Origin of the sequence: Leucothrix pacifica, from assembly GCF_003172875.1 — a bacterium.
GTDB lineage: Bacteria > Pseudomonadota > Gammaproteobacteria > Thiotrichales > Thiotrichaceae > Leucothrix > Leucothrix pacifica.
In genome coordinates this window covers 93,691-110,295 of record NZ_QGKM01000015.1, presented here as the reverse complement: position 1 = coordinate 110,295, position 16,605 = coordinate 93,691, and the positions used below count along the sequence as shown (strand labels likewise).

The 16,605-nt window shown below is 45.5% G+C and carries 11 protein-coding genes; 7 read left to right on the top strand and 4 right to left on the bottom strand.

Annotated features, from left to right (window positions below):
- Positions 1–5: 5 nt before the first annotated feature.
- Together rraA and aceK are read right to left on the bottom strand one after the other, a co-directional pair.
- Complete coding sequence (rraA, locus tag DKW60_RS07975) at positions 6–491, bottom strand: ribonuclease E activity regulator RraA (protein WP_109837123.1); 486 nt, start codon at positions 489–491, stop codon at positions 6–8.
- Entirely contained in the window at positions 488–2,278 is a 1,791-nt protein-coding gene (gene aceK, locus DKW60_RS07970) for a bifunctional isocitrate dehydrogenase kinase/phosphatase (protein ID WP_109837145.1), read from the bottom strand. The genes rraA and aceK overlap by 4 nt, the downstream gene beginning before the upstream one ends.
- A 375-nt stretch (positions 2,279–2,653) precedes the next feature.
- On the opposite strand from aceK, the gene odhB reads away from it, so the two are divergent.
- From odhB to pckA, 7 genes are all read left to right on the top strand, one after another.
- Positions 2,654–3,835, top strand: coding sequence for a 2-oxoglutarate dehydrogenase complex dihydrolipoyllysine-residue succinyltransferase (odhB, locus tag DKW60_RS07965; RefSeq protein ID WP_109837122.1), 1,182 nt, complete (start codon positions 2,654–2,656; stop codon positions 3,833–3,835).
- 12 nt (positions 3,836–3,847) lie between these two features.
- Positions 3,848–5,281 (top strand): dihydrolipoyl dehydrogenase, encoded by a 1,434-nt coding sequence (gene lpdA / locus DKW60_RS07960; RefSeq protein WP_109837121.1) that lies wholly within the window; start codon positions 3,848–3,850, stop codon positions 5,279–5,281.
- A 52-nt stretch (positions 5,282–5,333) separates the two neighbouring features.
- Positions 5,334–6,500, top strand: a complete 1,167-nt coding sequence (gene sucC, locus DKW60_RS07955) for an ADP-forming succinate--CoA ligase subunit beta (protein ID WP_109837120.1) — start codon at positions 5,334–5,336, stop codon at positions 6,498–6,500.
- Positions 6,500–7,372: a succinate--CoA ligase subunit alpha gene (gene sucD, locus DKW60_RS07950; protein ID WP_109837119.1), complete on the top strand. Its 873-nt coding sequence runs from the start codon at positions 6,500–6,502 to the stop codon at positions 7,370–7,372. Before sucC ends, sucD begins: the two co-directional genes overlap by 1 nt.
- A 109-nt stretch (positions 7,373–7,481) precedes the next feature.
- Positions 7,482–8,786: a citrate synthase gene (locus tag DKW60_RS07945; protein WP_109837118.1), complete on the top strand. Its 1,305-nt coding sequence runs from the start codon at positions 7,482–7,484 to the stop codon at positions 8,784–8,786.
- Between the two features lie 126 nt (positions 8,787–8,912).
- Positions 8,913–11,723: a bifunctional aconitate hydratase 2/2-methylisocitrate dehydratase gene (locus tag DKW60_RS07940; protein ID WP_109837117.1), complete on the top strand. Its 2,811-nt coding sequence runs from the start codon at positions 8,913–8,915 to the stop codon at positions 11,721–11,723.
- A gap of 891 nt (positions 11,724–12,614) precedes the next feature.
- A complete protein-coding gene (gene pckA / locus DKW60_RS07935) occupies positions 12,615–14,213 on the top strand; it encodes a phosphoenolpyruvate carboxykinase (ATP) (RefSeq protein ID WP_109837116.1) in 1,599 nt (532 codons plus the stop codon).
- Positions 14,214–14,299: 86 nt separating this feature from the next.
- On the opposite strand, the gene DKW60_RS07930 is transcribed toward pckA, so the two are convergent.
- Positions 14,300–15,970 carry an AMP-binding protein gene (locus DKW60_RS07930; protein WP_109837115.1) on the bottom strand — a complete coding sequence of 557 codons (1,671 nt, stop codon included), beginning with the start codon at positions 15,968–15,970 and terminating at the stop codon, positions 14,300–14,302.
- Between the two features lie 118 nt (positions 15,971–16,088).
- On the bottom strand, positions 16,089–16,493 hold the full coding sequence (locus DKW60_RS07925; RefSeq protein WP_109837114.1) for a MerR family transcriptional regulator: 405 nt from the start codon (positions 16,491–16,493) through the stop codon (positions 16,089–16,091).
- Between the last annotated feature and the right edge of the window lie 112 nt (positions 16,494–16,605).

The following is a 16,605-nucleotide window of genomic DNA, read 5'->3' as shown; positions in this document are numbered from 1 at the left end:
ATTGCCTAAATTAGTGCGGTTGGACTCAGGATGATGCCGTCTTCGTCGGCATACGCGAAGCTGCCTGGTGTAAAACGCACACCAGCAAAACCCACTTCTACATTATGAGTTCCCTTGTTGTTTTTAACGCTCTTCAGCGGTAACGTTCCCAAGGCTTTTACACCCAGGTCCATTGCTTCGATATCCGCGGAGTCACGAATTAAACCGTGGATAATAACACCTTCCCAGCCATTCGACACCGCTTTTGCTGCGAGTAAATCACCCAGCATCGCGCAACGCAGTGAACCGCCGCCGTCAATCACTAAGACTTTGCCTTTACCGTCCATTGCAACCGCCTCACGAACCAGTGAGTTGTCTTCGAAACAATGAATCGTATGAATGGCTCCGCTAAATTTGTTTCGGCCACCAAAGTCGCCAAATATCGGTTCGCAGACTTGTATAGTGCCATTATCGTAATGATCATCACATAGATCAGCCGTCTTAAAGGTCATGATTGATTCTCTTCAGATGGTTTAGAGAGCGTCGGAGTAGACGACGCGTAAATATTTTTAAAGCGTATGCCCTGTGAATATGGGAATACGTCACCAAAGGAGCCATTGCGAATCTTGTCTTGCACTGCACGCCAGTAATCAGCATCCAATAAATCTTTGTGGTGCTTAGTAAATAATTTGCGACGCTCCGGACGAGAAGAAACGAATAATAAAAACTCTTCGGGAAACACATCATTGTCATTGATGGAGTACCAAGGCTCTGATGCCATCATTTGCTGAGGTGTTTTTGGTGTTGGGATCTTGCGGAAATTACAATCTTCCATTAACTCGATTTCATCGTAGTCATAGAAAATTACCCGACAGTTATTAGTCACACCGAAGTTTTTCAACAGCAGGTCGCCGGGGAAAATATTGGCCTGCGCCAAGTCTTTAATGGCATTGCCGTATTCAATAAAGGCTTGTTCTAGTCGATCACCTTTAGCGTCATCCACAAATAAATTCAGTGGTTCTAAGCGACGCTCGATATACAAGTGTCGAATGATCAGTTGATCACCTTCAATTTTGATACTGGACGGAATGCGCTCTTTCAGACTTTCCAACAATTCTTTAGAGAATCGTTTGAGTGGTAAGGCGACGTGTGAAAATTCAAGGGTATCGGCCAGACGCCCTACCCGGTCATGCATTTTGACCAGCTGGTATTTTTCTTTAACAATCCGGTGCGTCACGGTTTTGGGTGGCGCGAATTTATCATTAATAATTTTGAACACAAAAGGATATGACGGGAGCGTAAACACTGTCATCACCATGCCCAGTGTTCCCTTGGTAACTTCCAGCTGATCACTTGAGTGCTTCAGATGATCCAGAAAGTCACGATAAAACTCAGTTTTACCCTGTTTTTGAAGACCAATTGAAGTGTATAAATCCGCTGCAGTCTTGTGTGGCAGCATCTGATGTAAAAAGTTGACCACTGCAGATGGCACGCGCGTATCAACCATAAAATAGGCGCGGGCAAAACTGAATAAATTAGTAATGTCACGTCCGGCTGCCACTAATGCATCAACGTAGATTTTTCCATCTTCATTATGCAATAGCGGAATAACGAACGGGCGATAGTGCACACCATCTAATACGCGCCCAACGATATAAGCGGCTTTATTACGGTAAAATAGTGGGCGTAAAATCTGTAATTGGTAGGAATCAGAGTAACTGTGTGTTCTCTTCAATATATAGCGAAGCTGATCGGTCAGACATTTGGTGTCGTGATCAAAGTCGCTAAACGCCAAACCTATATCAAACGCTTCAAGCATCTCCTGAACCGTCGATTCTAGTTTGTCTTTAGTTGGGTAGTAGCTGCGGTAAACCGGGTTATCACCCGTCAGGTATTTGGTCGAGAGTGCGGGTCGAACGAATATGTTGTCGTTATTGTAATAACGTCGGGTGAATGACCAGGTAAACACCGAGTTATAGAACGTTTCAGCGAGCTCCGGCTGCCGGTGTTCATATAAAAGCGCAACGTACTCTTGTTTAACATCTTTCCAGAGCGATTTTTTGATAGCTTCAAGATCAAACTCACGCCTGAGAACCTCACAGGCCTCATCCACTCGCTTTGAGTAGAGTGTGATTCGCTCCTGCGAAGCAGCACGGTCAGCAGTCCAGTCCTGATCAACAAACCGTTGCTTAGCACCACGGGTGATATCAAGAAAGATTCGATAGTGCTTATTAAAGGCATCCAGTATGGTACTGGCTATAGCTTTAACATCGACACTTTGTGTTTGCTCTGATTCCAAAATCACCTCGTTATTTCGAGTAGATACCAGATCACTGGCGTTCAGCGACCACCCAGCGAAAACTACCACAAAATAGATAGCTGTGATAACCTTCGACCGCTTGAGAACCAACAATCATAGTGATAATTAAATATAGCAATATAGCCGCAACATATCGTTATCATCAGTGTGCTTGATAGACACTATTGGTATTAAATGTGTGTTTGTTCCGTGCATCTGAGTATAATTTTCGGCGTTCAAAGTACACGTCGTCAGTTTTACATCAGTAAGGGCGCGGCAAGATATGCACTATTATATGTTGATGCACTCATTGCTAACCTCACTATCCTGAAGTAGATAGAACACCACCCTAAACATCTAGGAGCATATACTTAAATGAGTGTTGAGATTAAAACTCCACAACTACCAGAATCGGTAGCCGACGCATTGGTCGTTAATTGGTTTAAAAAAGCAGGTGATGCTGTTGAGCAAGACGAGCCACTTGTTGAAATCGAAACTGATAAAGTTGTATTGGAAGTGCCTGCCCCAGCAAGCGGCGTGATCGAATCAATTGTTGAAGGTGAAGACTCAACAGTCGTTAGTGACCAGCTTTTGGGTACTATTAAAGAAGGTGCGGTTGCAGCAGCACCGGCAGCTGAAGCAGCACCTGCTCCTGCCCTGGAAGAAACAGCGGCTCCGGCTGCAGCTGGCGGTCAGACGGCCCCTGCAGTTCGCAAAGCATTGGACGAAAAAGGCTTGTCCGCTGATGACGTTACAGGTTCTGGCAAAAACGGCCGCATCCTGAAAGAAGACGTTGCAGCAGCGGGTAGCAAAGCAGCACCGGCGGCAAGCGCAGCAGCTCCGGCTCCAGTTGGAGAGCGCGTTGAAGAGCGTGTTCCAATGACTCGCCTACGTAAGCGTATCGCTGAGCGTCTGCATGAAGCGACTCAAACAACAGCAATGCTAACGACTTTCAATGAAGTCAACATGCAGCCGTTGATGGACATGCGTTCACAATATAAAGAACTGTTCGAAAAGACCCACGGCGCTCGTTTGGGCTTCATGTCTCTGTTCGTTAAAGCAGCTAGTATCGCACTACAGCGCTTCCCTGAAGTTAATGCATCTATTGATGGCGATGACATCGTTTATCACAGCTATTGTGATATCGGTATTGCCGTTTCAGCACCACGTGGTTTGGTTGTTCCAATCCTGCGTAACACTGAAAAAATGAGCATGGCTGGCGTCGAATCAACCATCGTTGATTATGCAATGAAGGCTCGTGATAACAAGCTGGATATGGACGACCTGAGCGGTGGTACATTCACCATCACTAATGGTGGAACATTCGGTTCACTACTATCTACACCAATTCTGAACCCACCTCAAAGTGCGATTCTGGGTATGCATAACATTGTTAAGCGCCCTGTGGTTGAGAACGACGAGATCGTTATACGCCCAATGATGTATGTCGCTCTATCTTATGACCACCGCATCATCGATGGACAAGGCGCTGTACTGTTCCTGAAGACCATCAAAGAGTTGGTTGAAGACCCTAACCGCATCCTACTGGAAGTTTAAGGTACTTAAATAATGTCTGATAACTATGACGTAATTGTTATTGGTGGTGGACCTGGTGGCTATGTAGCTGCCATTCGCTGCGCACAGCTAGGCTTGAAAACAGCCTGTGTCGAAAAGTGGATCAATAAAGAAGGCGACCCTGCATTGGGTGGTACTTGCCTGAACGTTGGTTGTATTCCTTCTAAGGCTCTGTTGGAGAGTTCTGAGAAGTATGAAGAAGCCAGCCATCACTTAGATACACACGGTATCAATGTCGGCAGTGTTGATCTTGATGTCAGCAAAATGATTAGCCGCAAAGACAGTATCGTGACCAGCCTGACCGGTGGTATCGCACAACTGTTTCAAGCGAATAAAATCGACTGGCTACAAGGTCACGGTAAATTACTGGCTGATAAGAAAGTTAGCGTCACGTTGCATGATGGTTCTGAGTCAGTTCATCAGGCACAGAACGTGATCATCGCCACCGGTTCTGACCCGATCAACATCCCTTCTGCGCCAATGACAGATGATCGCATTGTAGACAACGAAGGTGCACTGAACTGGGAAACAGTTCCTAAGCGTTTAGGCGTGATCGGTGCTGGCGTTATCGGCTTGGAAATGGGCAGCGTATGGCGTCGCCTGGGTTCTGAAGTGGTTGTCCTTGAAGCAATGGATACGTTCCTTGGTGCTGTAGATCAGCAGATTGCAAAAGCTGCACACCGTGAATTCAAAAAGCAAGGTTTGGATATCAAACTTGGGGCACGTCTGAACAACACGGTTGTGGGTGATAACGAGCTAACGCTTGAGTATAGCGATAAAGATGGTGACCAGACGGTTACTGTTGATCGTTTGATCGTTGCGGTAGGACGTCGTCCTAACACGACGAACATTGCTGATGAATCAGCTGGATTGGAGCTTGACGAGCGTGGCCGTGTGAATGTTAACGACTACCTCGAGACAAATATCCCGGGCGTTTATGCCATCGGTGATGTGGTTCGTGGACCAATGTTGGCGCACAAAGCGGAAGAAGAAGGTGTAGTTACCGCTGAGCGTATCGCTGGTCAATCAAGCAAAATGCACTATGACGCAATTCCATGGGTTATTTATACATCTCCTGAGATTGCATGGTGCGGTAAGACTGAAGAACAGTTGAAAGAAGAAGGTATTGCATACAAAGCGGGTAGCTTCTCATTCGCAGCAAATGGTCGCGCTAAGGCAATGGATCAGGCTAACGGCATGGTCAAGATCTTAGCAGATGAGAAAACTGATCGTATTCTGGGTATGCACTTTGTCGGACCATTGGCTTCTGAGCTGGTTGGACAAGGGGTAATTGCGATGGAAAGTCAGAATACAGCTGAAGATTTGGCACGTACCGTATTTGCTCACCCTTCTCTATCAGAATGTGTTCATGAAGCAGCATTTGCTGTGGACGGACGCGCAATTCATGGCGTGAATCGCCGTCGGTAGTCATTAGTTACAAACCGACAACAACATAGGATCTCCTAAAAAGGAAACTCGAATGAATTTACACGAATATCAAGCTAAAGCGTTGTTCCGTGAGTACGGCATTCCAACACCTGTTGGTTATATCGGTAAGACTCCTGCTGAAGTTAAGGAAGCTGCTGAGAAAGTTAGTACAGCAAAGAAAGTTGTTAAAGCACAGGTTCACGCTGGTGGCCGTGGTAAAGCAGGTGGCGTAAAGCTATTTGATACAGCTGATGAAGCTGCTGCGTTCGCTGAAAGCTTGCTAGGTACTAACCTTGTTACATTCCAAACGGATGCTAAAGGTCAGCCAATCAACACTATTTATGTTGAAGAAACCAGTGACATCGCTCGTGAATTGTACCTGAGTGCGGTTCTTGATCGTTCTTCACGTCGTATCGTGATCATGGCTTCAACTGAAGGTGGTATGGATATCGAAGAAGTTGCAGAAGCAACGCCTGAGAAAATCCTGACAGCTCAGATCGACCCTGTTGCTGGCGTTATGCCTTACCAGTGTCGCGATATCGCGTTCCAACTAGGTCTTGAAGGCGCACAAATCAAAGAATTCTCTAAGATCCTGATGGGTCTGGGCAAGTTGTTCAAAGAGAAAGACTTAGCGATGGTTGAAGTGAACCCTCTGGTTGTTACTGAGCAAGGCAACCTACTTTGTCTTGACGGTAAAATTGGCGTCGATGGTAGTGCTCTATACCGCCACCCTGAGCTAGAAGCGTTACGTGATGCATCTCAGGAAGATGCGCGTGAAGCACGTGCTGAAGAATGGGAGCTTAACTATGTTGCACTTGATGGAAACATCGGCTGCATGGTTAACGGTGCCGGTCTTGCAATGGCTACGATGGATATCATCAAACTTCAAGGTGGTGACCCTGCAAACTTCCTCGATGTAGGTGGTGGCGCAACAGCTGAGCGTGTTGCAGAAGCACTAAAGATCATCCTGTCTGACGATAAAGTTGAAGGTATCTTAGTCAATATCTTCGGTGGCATCGTGAAGTGTGACCTGATCGCACAAGGTATTATCGACGCGGTTAAAGAAGTCGACATCAAAGTACCATTAGTTGTACGTCTTCAGGGTACTCGTGCTGCAGAAGGTGCGGCTCTACTTGAGTCAAGTGGTCTTGATCTAATCAGTAAAAACGATCTAACAGAAGCTGCAGACGCAATTGTTGCTGCGGTAGGAGAAAAGTAATGAGTGTTTTAGTAAATAAAGATACTAAAGTTATCTGTCAGGGTTTCACTGGTAAGCAAGGTACTTTCCACTCACAGCAAGCGATCGACTACGGTACGCAGATGGTTGGTGGTGTAACCCCGGGTAAAGGTGGAACGACTCACCTGGACCTACCAGTATTCAACACAGCTCGTGAAGCCGTTGAAGAAACTGGCGCCAACGCAAGTGTTATCTATGTTCCAGCTCCTTTCTGTAAAGATTCAATCATTGAAGCGGCTGAGTCTGGTGTTGAGCTAGTGGTATGTATCACTGAAGGTATTCCTGCACTAGATATGCTGGATGCTAAGTACATCACTGATAGCCTGGGCGTACGTCTGATCGGCCCTAACTGCCCGGGTATCATCACGCCAGACGAGTGCAAAATCGGTATCATGCCTGGACCAATGCACACAGCTGGTAAAGTGGGTGTTGTTTCTCGCTCTGGTACATTGACATATGAGTGTGTTAAGCAGACTTCAGACTTAGGTTTCGGTCAGAGTACGTGTATCGGAATCGGTGGTGACCCTATTCCGGGTACTAACTTCATCGACGCATTAACCTTGTTCGAAAACGACCCGGCAACAGAAGCGATTCTAATGGTTGGTGAGATCGGTGGTTCTGCTGAAGAAGAAGCGGCTGAATTCATCAAGAGTAACGTAACTAAGCCTGTGGTCGCTTATATCGCTGGTGTAACCGCACCTGCTGGTAAGCGTATGGGCCATGCCGGTGCAATCATCGCCGGCGGTAAAGGTACTGCAGACGATAAGTTTGCAGCACTGGAAGCAGCTGGTGTTTACACCGTTCGCTCTCCTGCACAGCTTGGTCAAGGCGTTAAAGCTCACACTGGTTGGTAAGCAATCTACTCACTGGTAAAGAGAACATCCAAAACCTGGCTACGCTGGCGTGCGTAGTCAGGTTGTTGGATCGATATGGGATCGAAAAACACTTATTTACGGAGCATTCATGACAACCAAAACGATGACCCTCATTAATGATGAAACTGGCGAAAAGCTAACACTTGATGTGTTAGAGCCAACAATGGGGCCACCTACAATTGATATCCGTCCCCTCTACAAAAACACTGGCTTTTTCACTTTCGACCCCGGTTATGTTTCTACAGCCAGCTGCTCCAGTAACATCACCTACATGGATGGCGAAAACGGCATTCTGGAGTACCGTGGTTACCCTATCGAGCAACTTGCTAAACACAGTTCATACTTAGAAACGTGTTATTTGTTATTCTACGGTGAATTACCGGATACGAAGCAGTTAGAAGACTTCGAAACAAATATCAATAATCACAATATGGTGCATGAGGCACTGAAGAGTTTTTACAACGGCTTCCGTCGTGACGCTCACCCAATGGCTATCATGATGGGTGTGACAGGTGCATTGTCTGCGTTCTATCACTACAACATGGATATTCATAATAAGGCGCATCGTGAACGCGCTATGTTACGACTGATTGCAAAGATGCCTACGATTGCGGCTTGGAGCTTCCGTCACGCAAAAGGTTTGCCGTTTATCTACCCTGACTCATCATTGAGCTACAGTGAAAACTTCCTGTACATGATGTTTGGTGTACCAACAACACCTTATGTTGCCAACCCTTCGCACGTTAAAGCACTTGACGTTCTGATGATCCTGCACGCAGATCACGAGCAAAACGCTTCAACGTCTACCGTTCGTTTGTCTGGTAGTTCTGATGCCAACCCGTTCGCAGCGGTTGCAGCCGGTGTTGCAACGCTTTGGGGACCTGCTCACGGTGGTGCTAACGAAGCGGTTATACGTATGCTTCAGGACATCATTGACTCTGGTAAGCCACTGGAAGATTTTGTTGCTCGTGCAAAGGATCCCGAAGACAAATTCCGCTTAATGGGTTTTGGACATCGTGTGTACAAAGCGTACGACCCACGTGCACGAATCGTTCATGAAATCTGCCATGACATTTTAAGAGAACTGCCAGAGGATTCTCCACACAAAGCCATGCTGGATACTGCGATGAAACTAGAAGAAGTCGCACTTAGCGATGACTACTTCAAGTCTCGCAACCTGTATCCAAATGTAGACTTCTACTCCGGTGTGATATTCCTCGCAATGGATATTCCATTAAATATGTTCACTGTTATGTTCGCCATGGCCCGAACAATTGGTTGGATATCGCAGTGGAACGAGATGCGTGAAGACGAACAGTCCAGAATTGGACGTCCTCGCCAGCTTTATATGGGTGAAGCGACTCGTGACTACGTCGACATAAGTAAGCGTTAAGCGTAGATCGCCTTAATACAACACCCGCAACAATACTTTATTTCGCCTGACCGATGGGCAAGCTGACAACAGTCAGGCGAAGTAGTAACAAACTATACCGGCAGTGACCTGCCCTGAGAGGACAATATGAGTCTATATTTAGAGTATGTAAAAGAAATTGAAACGCGTGCCAAGGAGCTTGGCTTAAGCCCAAAACCAATTGATGGAGCGGACTTAACGGCAGAGATCATTGAGCAGATCAAAGATACTGACAATGAGCACCGTGAAGATTCACTGAAGTTCTTTATCTATAACACACTACCGGGTACAACAGGTGCGGCCGGCGTTAAAGCTGCGTTTCTAAAAGAAATCATTCTTGGCGAATCAGTGGTTGCTGAAATCACACCAACATTTGCTTTTGAGCTGTTGTCTCATATGAAGGGTGGTCCATCGGTAGAAGTCCTTCTTGACCTTGCACTATCTGACAATGCTGAGGTTTCTGCTCCTGCGGCTGAGGTATTAAAAACTCAGGTATTCTTATACGAAGCAGACACAGAGCAGCTTGAAAAAGCATACAAAGCTGGTAACGCAGTTGCTAAAGACATCCTTGAGAGCTATGCAAACGCTGAGTTCTTCACAAAGCTTCCAGACATCCCTGAAACAATTGATGTCGTAACTTACATCGCTGGTGAAGGTGATATCTCTACTGACTTACTATCACCTGCGACGGCCGCTTTCTCGCGCTCAGATCGTGAGTACCACGGTCAGAGCATGATCTCTCCGGAAGCACAGGCAGAGATCACAGCACTACGTGAAGCACATCCTGGCAAAAAAGTTATGCTAATTGCTGAAAAAGGCACAATGGGTGTTGGTTCATCAAGAATGTCTGGTGTAAATAACGTTGCACTATGGGCCGGTGAGCAAGCAAGTCCATACGTTCCATTTGTTAACTTTGCACCGGTAGTTGCAGGTACAAATGGTATCTCTCCTATCTTTTTGACGACGGTTGGTGTAACTGGCGGTATCGGTTTAGACCTTAATAACTGGGTTAAGAAAGTAGACGCTGATGGTAACCCAGTTCGTGACGAAGACGGCGACATTATCCTTGAACAAGTTTACTCCGTTGATACAGGAACTGTTCTAACGATCAATACTAAAGAGAAGAAGCTATACAACGGCGACAAAGAGCTGACTGATGTCTCAGCGGCATTTACTCCTCAGAAAGTTGAGTTCATGAAAGCTGGTGGTTCTTACGCAATTGTTTTTGGTAAAAAACTACAAACTTTTGCCGCTGCTACGCTTGGCATTGAAGCGCCACAAGTCTATGCACTATCTAAAGAAGTTTCACACGAAGGCCAGGGCCTGACTGCTGTTGAGAAGATCTTCAACAAGAATGCGGTTGGTGTTTCTTCAAAGTCTGCACTTCACGCAGGTTCTGATGTTCGCGTAAAGATCAACATCGTTGGATCACAAGATACAACGGGCCTAATGACGTCTCAGGAATTGGAGTCAATGGCTGCGACAGTTATCTCACCGATCGTTGATGGTGCTTATCAGTCAGGTTGTCACACGGCGTCTGTTTGGGATTCTAAAGCTCAGGCAAATACACCTCGTCTAATGGAGTTCATGAATAAGTTCGGTCTTGTGACTGCTCGTGATCCTAAAGGCGTTTACCCTCCAATGACCGACGTTATTCACAAAGTACTGAATGACATCACGGTTGACGACTGGTCAATCATCATTGGTGGTGACTCTCATACGCGTATGTCTAAGGGTGTTGCGTTTGGTGCTGACTCCGGAACAGTTGGTCTTGCACTTGCGACGGGTGAAGCTTCTATGCCTATTCCTGAGTCTGTAAAAGTGACCTTTAAAGGTGACATGAAGGACTACATGGACTTCCGTGATGTTGTACACGCGACTCAGGCACAGATGCTTAAGCAGTTTGGTGGCGACAACGTGTTCCAGGGCCGTATCATCGAAGTACATATCGGTACGCTTCTGTCTGACCAGGCATTCACCTTCACTGACTGGACTGCAGAGATGAAAGCGAAAGCTTCTATCTGTATCTCTCAGGATGAGACACTGATTGAATCTCTGGAGATTTCTAAGAGCCGTATTCAAATCATGATCGACAAGGGAATGGAGATCGAAACTCAGATGCTGCATAACTTGATCGCTCTTGCTGACAAGCGTATTGCAGAAATCAAGTCGGGTGAGAACCCAGCTCTTGCACCGGACAACAATGCTAAATACTACGCTGAAGTTGAGGTTGATCTGGACAAGATTAACGAGCCAATGATTGCTGATCCTGATGTCAATAATGAAGATGTGTCTAAGCGATACACTCACGATAACATCAACCCGGTTTCTTTCTACGAAGGTAAGAAGAAAGTTGACCTGGGCTTCGTTGGATCTTGCATGGTTCACAAAGGCGACATCCAGATCATTGCTCAGATGCTAAGAAACATTGAAGAGCAAGAAGGTAAAGTTGAGTTTAAAGCACCGCTAGTGGTTGCACCACCAACATACAATATTGTTGATGAGATGAAAGCCGAAGGCGACTGGGAAATCCTAAAGAAGTATTCTGGTTTTGAGTTTGACGACGCTAACCCGAAAAGTGTTGCGCGTACTCAATACGAGAACATCATGTACCTAGAGCGTCCGGGTTGTAACCTGTGTATGGGTAACCAGGAAAAAGCTGAGAAAGGTGACACGGTAATGGCTACTTCAACTCGCTTGTTCCAGGGCCGTGTTGTAGCGGATTCTCCTGAAAAGAAAGGTGAGTCGCTGCTAGCATCTACACCTGTTGTTGTACTGTCTACTATCCTTGGTCGTACACCGACTATCGAAGAGTACAAGAATGCGGTTAAAGGCATTAAGTTGACTGACTTTGCTCCTCCATTAAAAGAGCTGAGCACTGAACCTTCAGCTACATCGACTATTAGCTTTTTACAGTAATAGTGAGTGATTGACTGAGCTAGTCCAGCTAGCTTAGTTCAGAGCAAAACAGGCTACTCTGGTATATCGCCATGAGTAGCCTTTTTTATAGGTAGCGAAGTTGATCTCGAATTTGTCTTGATTTGAGAGAAAAAATACGCCGGTAAATTGTTTTTTGAGCCTTAGCGTATTAGGTTTTAGCATTAAACTTTGCGAACTCAATCATTTAACATCGTAATACTTAAATATACTGGGACTCCATATCTGGTAAGGTCTACAGACAGGTTAGGCTTCTATTTATTGCCACCCAAAAACATTAAAAGATACGACATCAGCCAATTCAAATAGCGATAATATCTAATTTTGTACAATTAAAATCCCAAAAATACACTAAAAACGACTAACTCACACCAAAAACCACTTAAGCAATATAATAATAGACAATATATTAGACACTTAGTAGTACTTCGCTGAACAACACCTAGCCTAACAATACATCCATTTTTAATAAAAACGTTAACTTGTCATACAAGTAAAAATGAAAATTCCCGCTTATCAGACAATCTTACACTTCCCGGCACCAGTTTACGCGGTTGGTGCGCCTTGAATACTATGTTACCGTCTGCTTCAGAAGCACCCGCTGATACGGCTTTTGTACTCACTATGCATGGGTATATGAGTTTAATCGCACTGGAATAGTCAGGATACTAGTCTCCTACCCTAGCCTCCCGATGACATTCTGATTGTTGTGCTTTGAAACCTCTTTAGCTGAAATTACGCCCGATTAGCCAAGTTGGTTTTAATTAATAGCTAAAGACTACATGGAGTATGAAGCTTTGTTGCTCCACTCTGACAACGCCCCGCCCAGCCAAGCGAGGCGTTTTACATTTTAACCACAGGACTCTAGATACGATGACAATAATTAACGTTTCTAAGTACGGCATTGAGAATGTTACCGAGATAGTCTACAACCCCTCTTATGAAACCCTCTACGCAGAAGAAACACGCGACGACCTGGAAGGTTATGAGCGTGGTATCCCTACTGATAGCGGTGCGATTAATGTCAATACCGGCATCTTTACCGGGCGCTCACCTAAAGACAAATATATCGTTCGTGATGATGTAACACGCGACACGATTTGGTGGTCCGATCAAGGACGAAACGACAACAAGCCAATGACTCCGGAAGTGTTTGAAGAACTACAGTCTGTAGTTTGTAAGCAACTCTCCGGCAAACGATTGTTTGTGGTTGATGCCTTTTGTGGTGCCAATGAAAATTCACGCTTAAATGTACGCTTTATTACGGAAGTGGCATGGCAGGCGCATTTTGTTAAAAACATGTTTATCCGTCCACCGGAGGCAGAGTTAGAGAATTTTGAACCTGATTTTGTGGTGATGAATGGTGCAAAAACCACCAACCCAAACTGGGAAAAGCAGGGACTAAACTCTGAGAACTTTGTGGCATTTGATCTGAGCAAAGGCATTCAACTGATCGGTGGTACCTGGTACGGTGGTGAGATGAAGAAAGGCTTATTCTCCATGATGAATTACTTTCTACCGCTTAAAGGCATTGCTTCTATGCACTGCTCTGCCAATGTCGGTAAAGATGGTGATACGGCGATTTTCTTTGGCCTGTCTGGTACCGGTAAAACGACCCTATCCACTGATGCCGAGCGTGCGCTGATCGGTGATGATGAGCATGGTTGGGATGATGAAGGTGTCTTTAACTTTGAAGGTGGTTGCTATGCTAAAACCATCAACCTGAGTGCAGAAGCAGAACCTGAAATCCATGCTGCGATCCGTCGCGATGCACTATTGGAAAATGTGACGGTTCGTGAAGATTCAAGTATCGACTACGATGACGGCTCAATTACTGAAAACACACGCGTTTCCTACCCGATTGAGCACATTGAAAACATTGTTAAGCCTCACTCACGAGGTGGCCCTGCTAAGAAAGTGATCTTCTTATCAGCTGATGCTTTCGGTGTTTTGCCCCCTGTTTCTAAACTGACACCTGAGCAAACGCAGTACCATTTCTTATCGGGCTTTACGGCGAAGCTTGCCGGAACTGAACGTGGCATCACAGAGCCTACGCCAACATTCTCAGCCTGCTTTGGTGCTGCTTTCCTAAGCTTACACCCAACGAAATATGCAGAAACGCTGGTTAAGCGTATGCAAGACTCCGGTGCAACAGCTTATTTGGTCAACACGGGCTGGAATGGTTCTGGCAAGCGTATTTCGATTAAAGATACACGTGGCATCATCAACGCTATTCTTGATGGCAGCATTGAGACCGCAGAGAGTAAGACCGTCCCTTACTTCAATCTCGATGTGCCGACCGCACTACCAAATGTAGACAGCGGCATACTTGATCCTCGCGATACTTACGAGGACGCGGAAGAATGGAACAAACGCGCAGAAAGTCTGGCAAAACTATTTATCGAGAACTTTGATAAATATACCGATAACGCTGCCGGACAGGTTTTGCTTAAAGCAGGACCTACCTTGTAAGTGACCGTAGTATTTTAGCTCAACAAAAAACCCGCTGAATTAGCGGGTTTTTTTATAACTGAGCACTTCACTCTGAAAACATAAACTTACGACACATCTTTATCACGAAGTTCACGACGTAGTATTTTACCCACATTACTCTTAGGCAGCTCATCAGTGAAGACTATTTGCTTCGGACGTTTGTACCCGGTCAATTCAGTGTGACAATAGTCCTTAATTTCCTGCTCTGTCAGGCTATCATCATTAGCCACGACAAACAGTCGCACAGCCTCGCCTGACTTATCATCAGCAACTCCGATCGCACCAGCTTCCATGACCTTAGGGTGGCTCGCCACCACGTCTTCAATTTCATTTGGATAGACATTAAAGCCTGAGACAATGATCAGATCTTTCAGGCGATCGACAATCTTCACAAAACCTTGCTCATCGATCTCAGCGACATCACCGGTCTTCAACCAACCATCTGCATCCAGCACGTTGGCAGTTTCTTCAGGACGGTTCCAATAACCCTTCATGACCTGCGGCCCTCTGACGCACAGCTCGCCCGGCGTATTCAGTCCCAGTTCTGTACCATCCGCATCCCGAATACACACTTCAGTAGAGGGCAATGGTAAACCAATCGCTCCGTTAAACTCTTTGAGGTTCACAGGGTTAATACAGACTGCTGGTGCACTTTCAGTCAGACCATAAGCCTCGACCAGTGTACAACCAGTAATTCGCTTCCACTCGTCAGCAACAAAACGTTGTACCGCCATGCCACCACCTAGTGATAGCTTGAGCCCAGAGAAATCTAACTGCTCAAAACCAGGCGTGTGAATCAAACCATTAAACAGTGTGTTTACACCTGTGATATAAGAAAAACGTCGGCCTTTTAAAGTCTTAACAAAACCAGGCATATCCCGTGGGTTGGTGATGAGTAAGCTATTCGCACCAATCTTCATGCTGAATAGTGCATTCGCTGTTAAGGCAAAGATGTGGTACAGAGGCAGTGCAGTAATTGCCAGTTCAGTGCCCTCTTTTAAATCACCACTTGCCCAGACGTTAGCCTGTAGCAAATTAGCAATCATATTGCGATGTGTCAGCGCAGCACCTTTTGAAACGCCGGTTGTACCACCGGTGTATTGCAGGAATGCAATATCTTCATGCGACATTTCAACATCTTCGAAGGGGTATTTCTTACCTTCAGCTAATACATGGTTAAACTTGACCGCCGTCGGCAAATTAAACGCCGGAACCATTTTCTTCACGTATTTAACGATACTGTTGACCAGCAACGATTTAGGGAAGCCAACCAAATCAGCAATCTGTGTGGTGATGATGGTTTCAACCTGAGTTTTTGAAACCACTTCTTCCAATGTATGGGCGAAGTTTTCCAGAATCACAATCGCCTTAGCACCGGAGTCTTTTAATTGATGCTCTAGCTCACGGTCGGTATAGAGAGGGTTAGTGTTGACAACAATCAGACCAGCGCGCAATGCCCCGAATAAGGCCACCGGATACTGCAGCAAATTAGGCAGCATAATGGCAATTTGATCGCCCTTTTTCAGCCCTGCGACATGGGTCAGATAGGAAGCAAATTGGGTAGTCAGCTGGTCAAGCTCATTAAACGTGATTTGTTTACCCAAATTCTCGTATGCAGGCTTGTCACCGAAGCGGCTAACACTTTGTCTCATCAAGTCATTCAGGGATGAGTATTCATTCGTATCGATCTCGGGGCCCACATTGTCCGGATAGCTTGCCAGCCAGATTTTTTCCATTTTAACTCCTCAATGCACTGTACAGTATGAAGATAACAATGCTTTTTTGTGTATTTTATAGTTTAATTTGTAAGAAACTGATCGTTTATTTAATAGCCACAGTTCCAGATTAATTGACTTAACATTGACCGTCAATGCGCTTTAATTGCTCAACACATTGAGACTCAATGTCTTCGAGTTCGCGAATCGCAATCATCAAGTCTTCTTGCTGCTGCTTCAGATCATCCATCCGGCTTTCAACCTTAGACAACAAAAGCTGTATTTGCTCTTTGTGATCCGGGTCAGCGTCATACAACTCGATGTACTCGCGAATATCTACCAAAGAGAAGCCCAACCGTTTTGCACGCAGTATTAATGCCAGCCGAATCTTATCGCTATAGCTATAGCTATAAGCCCGGTTGCCGCCTATACGGCGTGGTGTTAATAATTGCTTGGTTTCATAGAACCGGATGGTCCTTGCACTGATACTGAACAGGTCAGACAACTCAGATATGCTATATAAATGATCGATGCTTTTCTCCATATCAAGAATGATAATTTCAATTGACGTTTACGTCAATTAATTAACCTAACCGGTAATCGTTAACAGATGGTAACGCGTAATACTTGAATAGTTAGAAAATGACGTTACATTT

Bases quoted from the DNA above. Each gene is read 5' to 3' on its own strand.
- DKW60_RS07930 (WP_109837115.1), bottom strand. From the start codon at position 15,970: ATGGAAAAAATCTGGCTGGCAAGCTATCCGGACAATGTGGGCCCCGAG.
- sucD (WP_109837119.1), top strand. From the start codon at position 6,500: ATGAGTGTTTTAGTAAATAAAGATACTAAAGTTATCTGTCAGGGTTTC.
- sucC (WP_109837120.1), top strand. From the start codon at position 5,334: ATGAATTTACACGAATATCAAGCTAAAGCGTTGTTCCGTGAGTACGGC.
- DKW60_RS07945 (WP_109837118.1), top strand. From the start codon at position 7,482: ATGACAACCAAAACGATGACCCTCATTAATGATGAAACTGGCGAAAAG.
- DKW60_RS07940 (WP_109837117.1), top strand. From the start codon at position 8,913: ATGAGTCTATATTTAGAGTATGTAAAAGAAATTGAAACGCGTGCCAAG.
- DKW60_RS07925 (WP_109837114.1), bottom strand. From the start codon at position 16,493: ATGGAGAAAAGCATCGATCATTTATATAGCATATCTGAGTTGTCTGAC.
- odhB (WP_109837122.1), top strand. From the start codon at position 2,654: ATGAGTGTTGAGATTAAAACTCCACAACTACCAGAATCGGTAGCCGAC.
- lpdA (WP_109837121.1), top strand. From the start codon at position 3,848: ATGTCTGATAACTATGACGTAATTGTTATTGGTGGTGGACCTGGTGGC.
- pckA (WP_109837116.1), top strand. From the start codon at position 12,615: ATGACAATAATTAACGTTTCTAAGTACGGCATTGAGAATGTTACCGAG.
- rraA (WP_109837123.1), bottom strand. From the start codon at position 491: ATGACCTTTAAGACGGCTGATCTATGTGATGATCATTACGATAATGGC.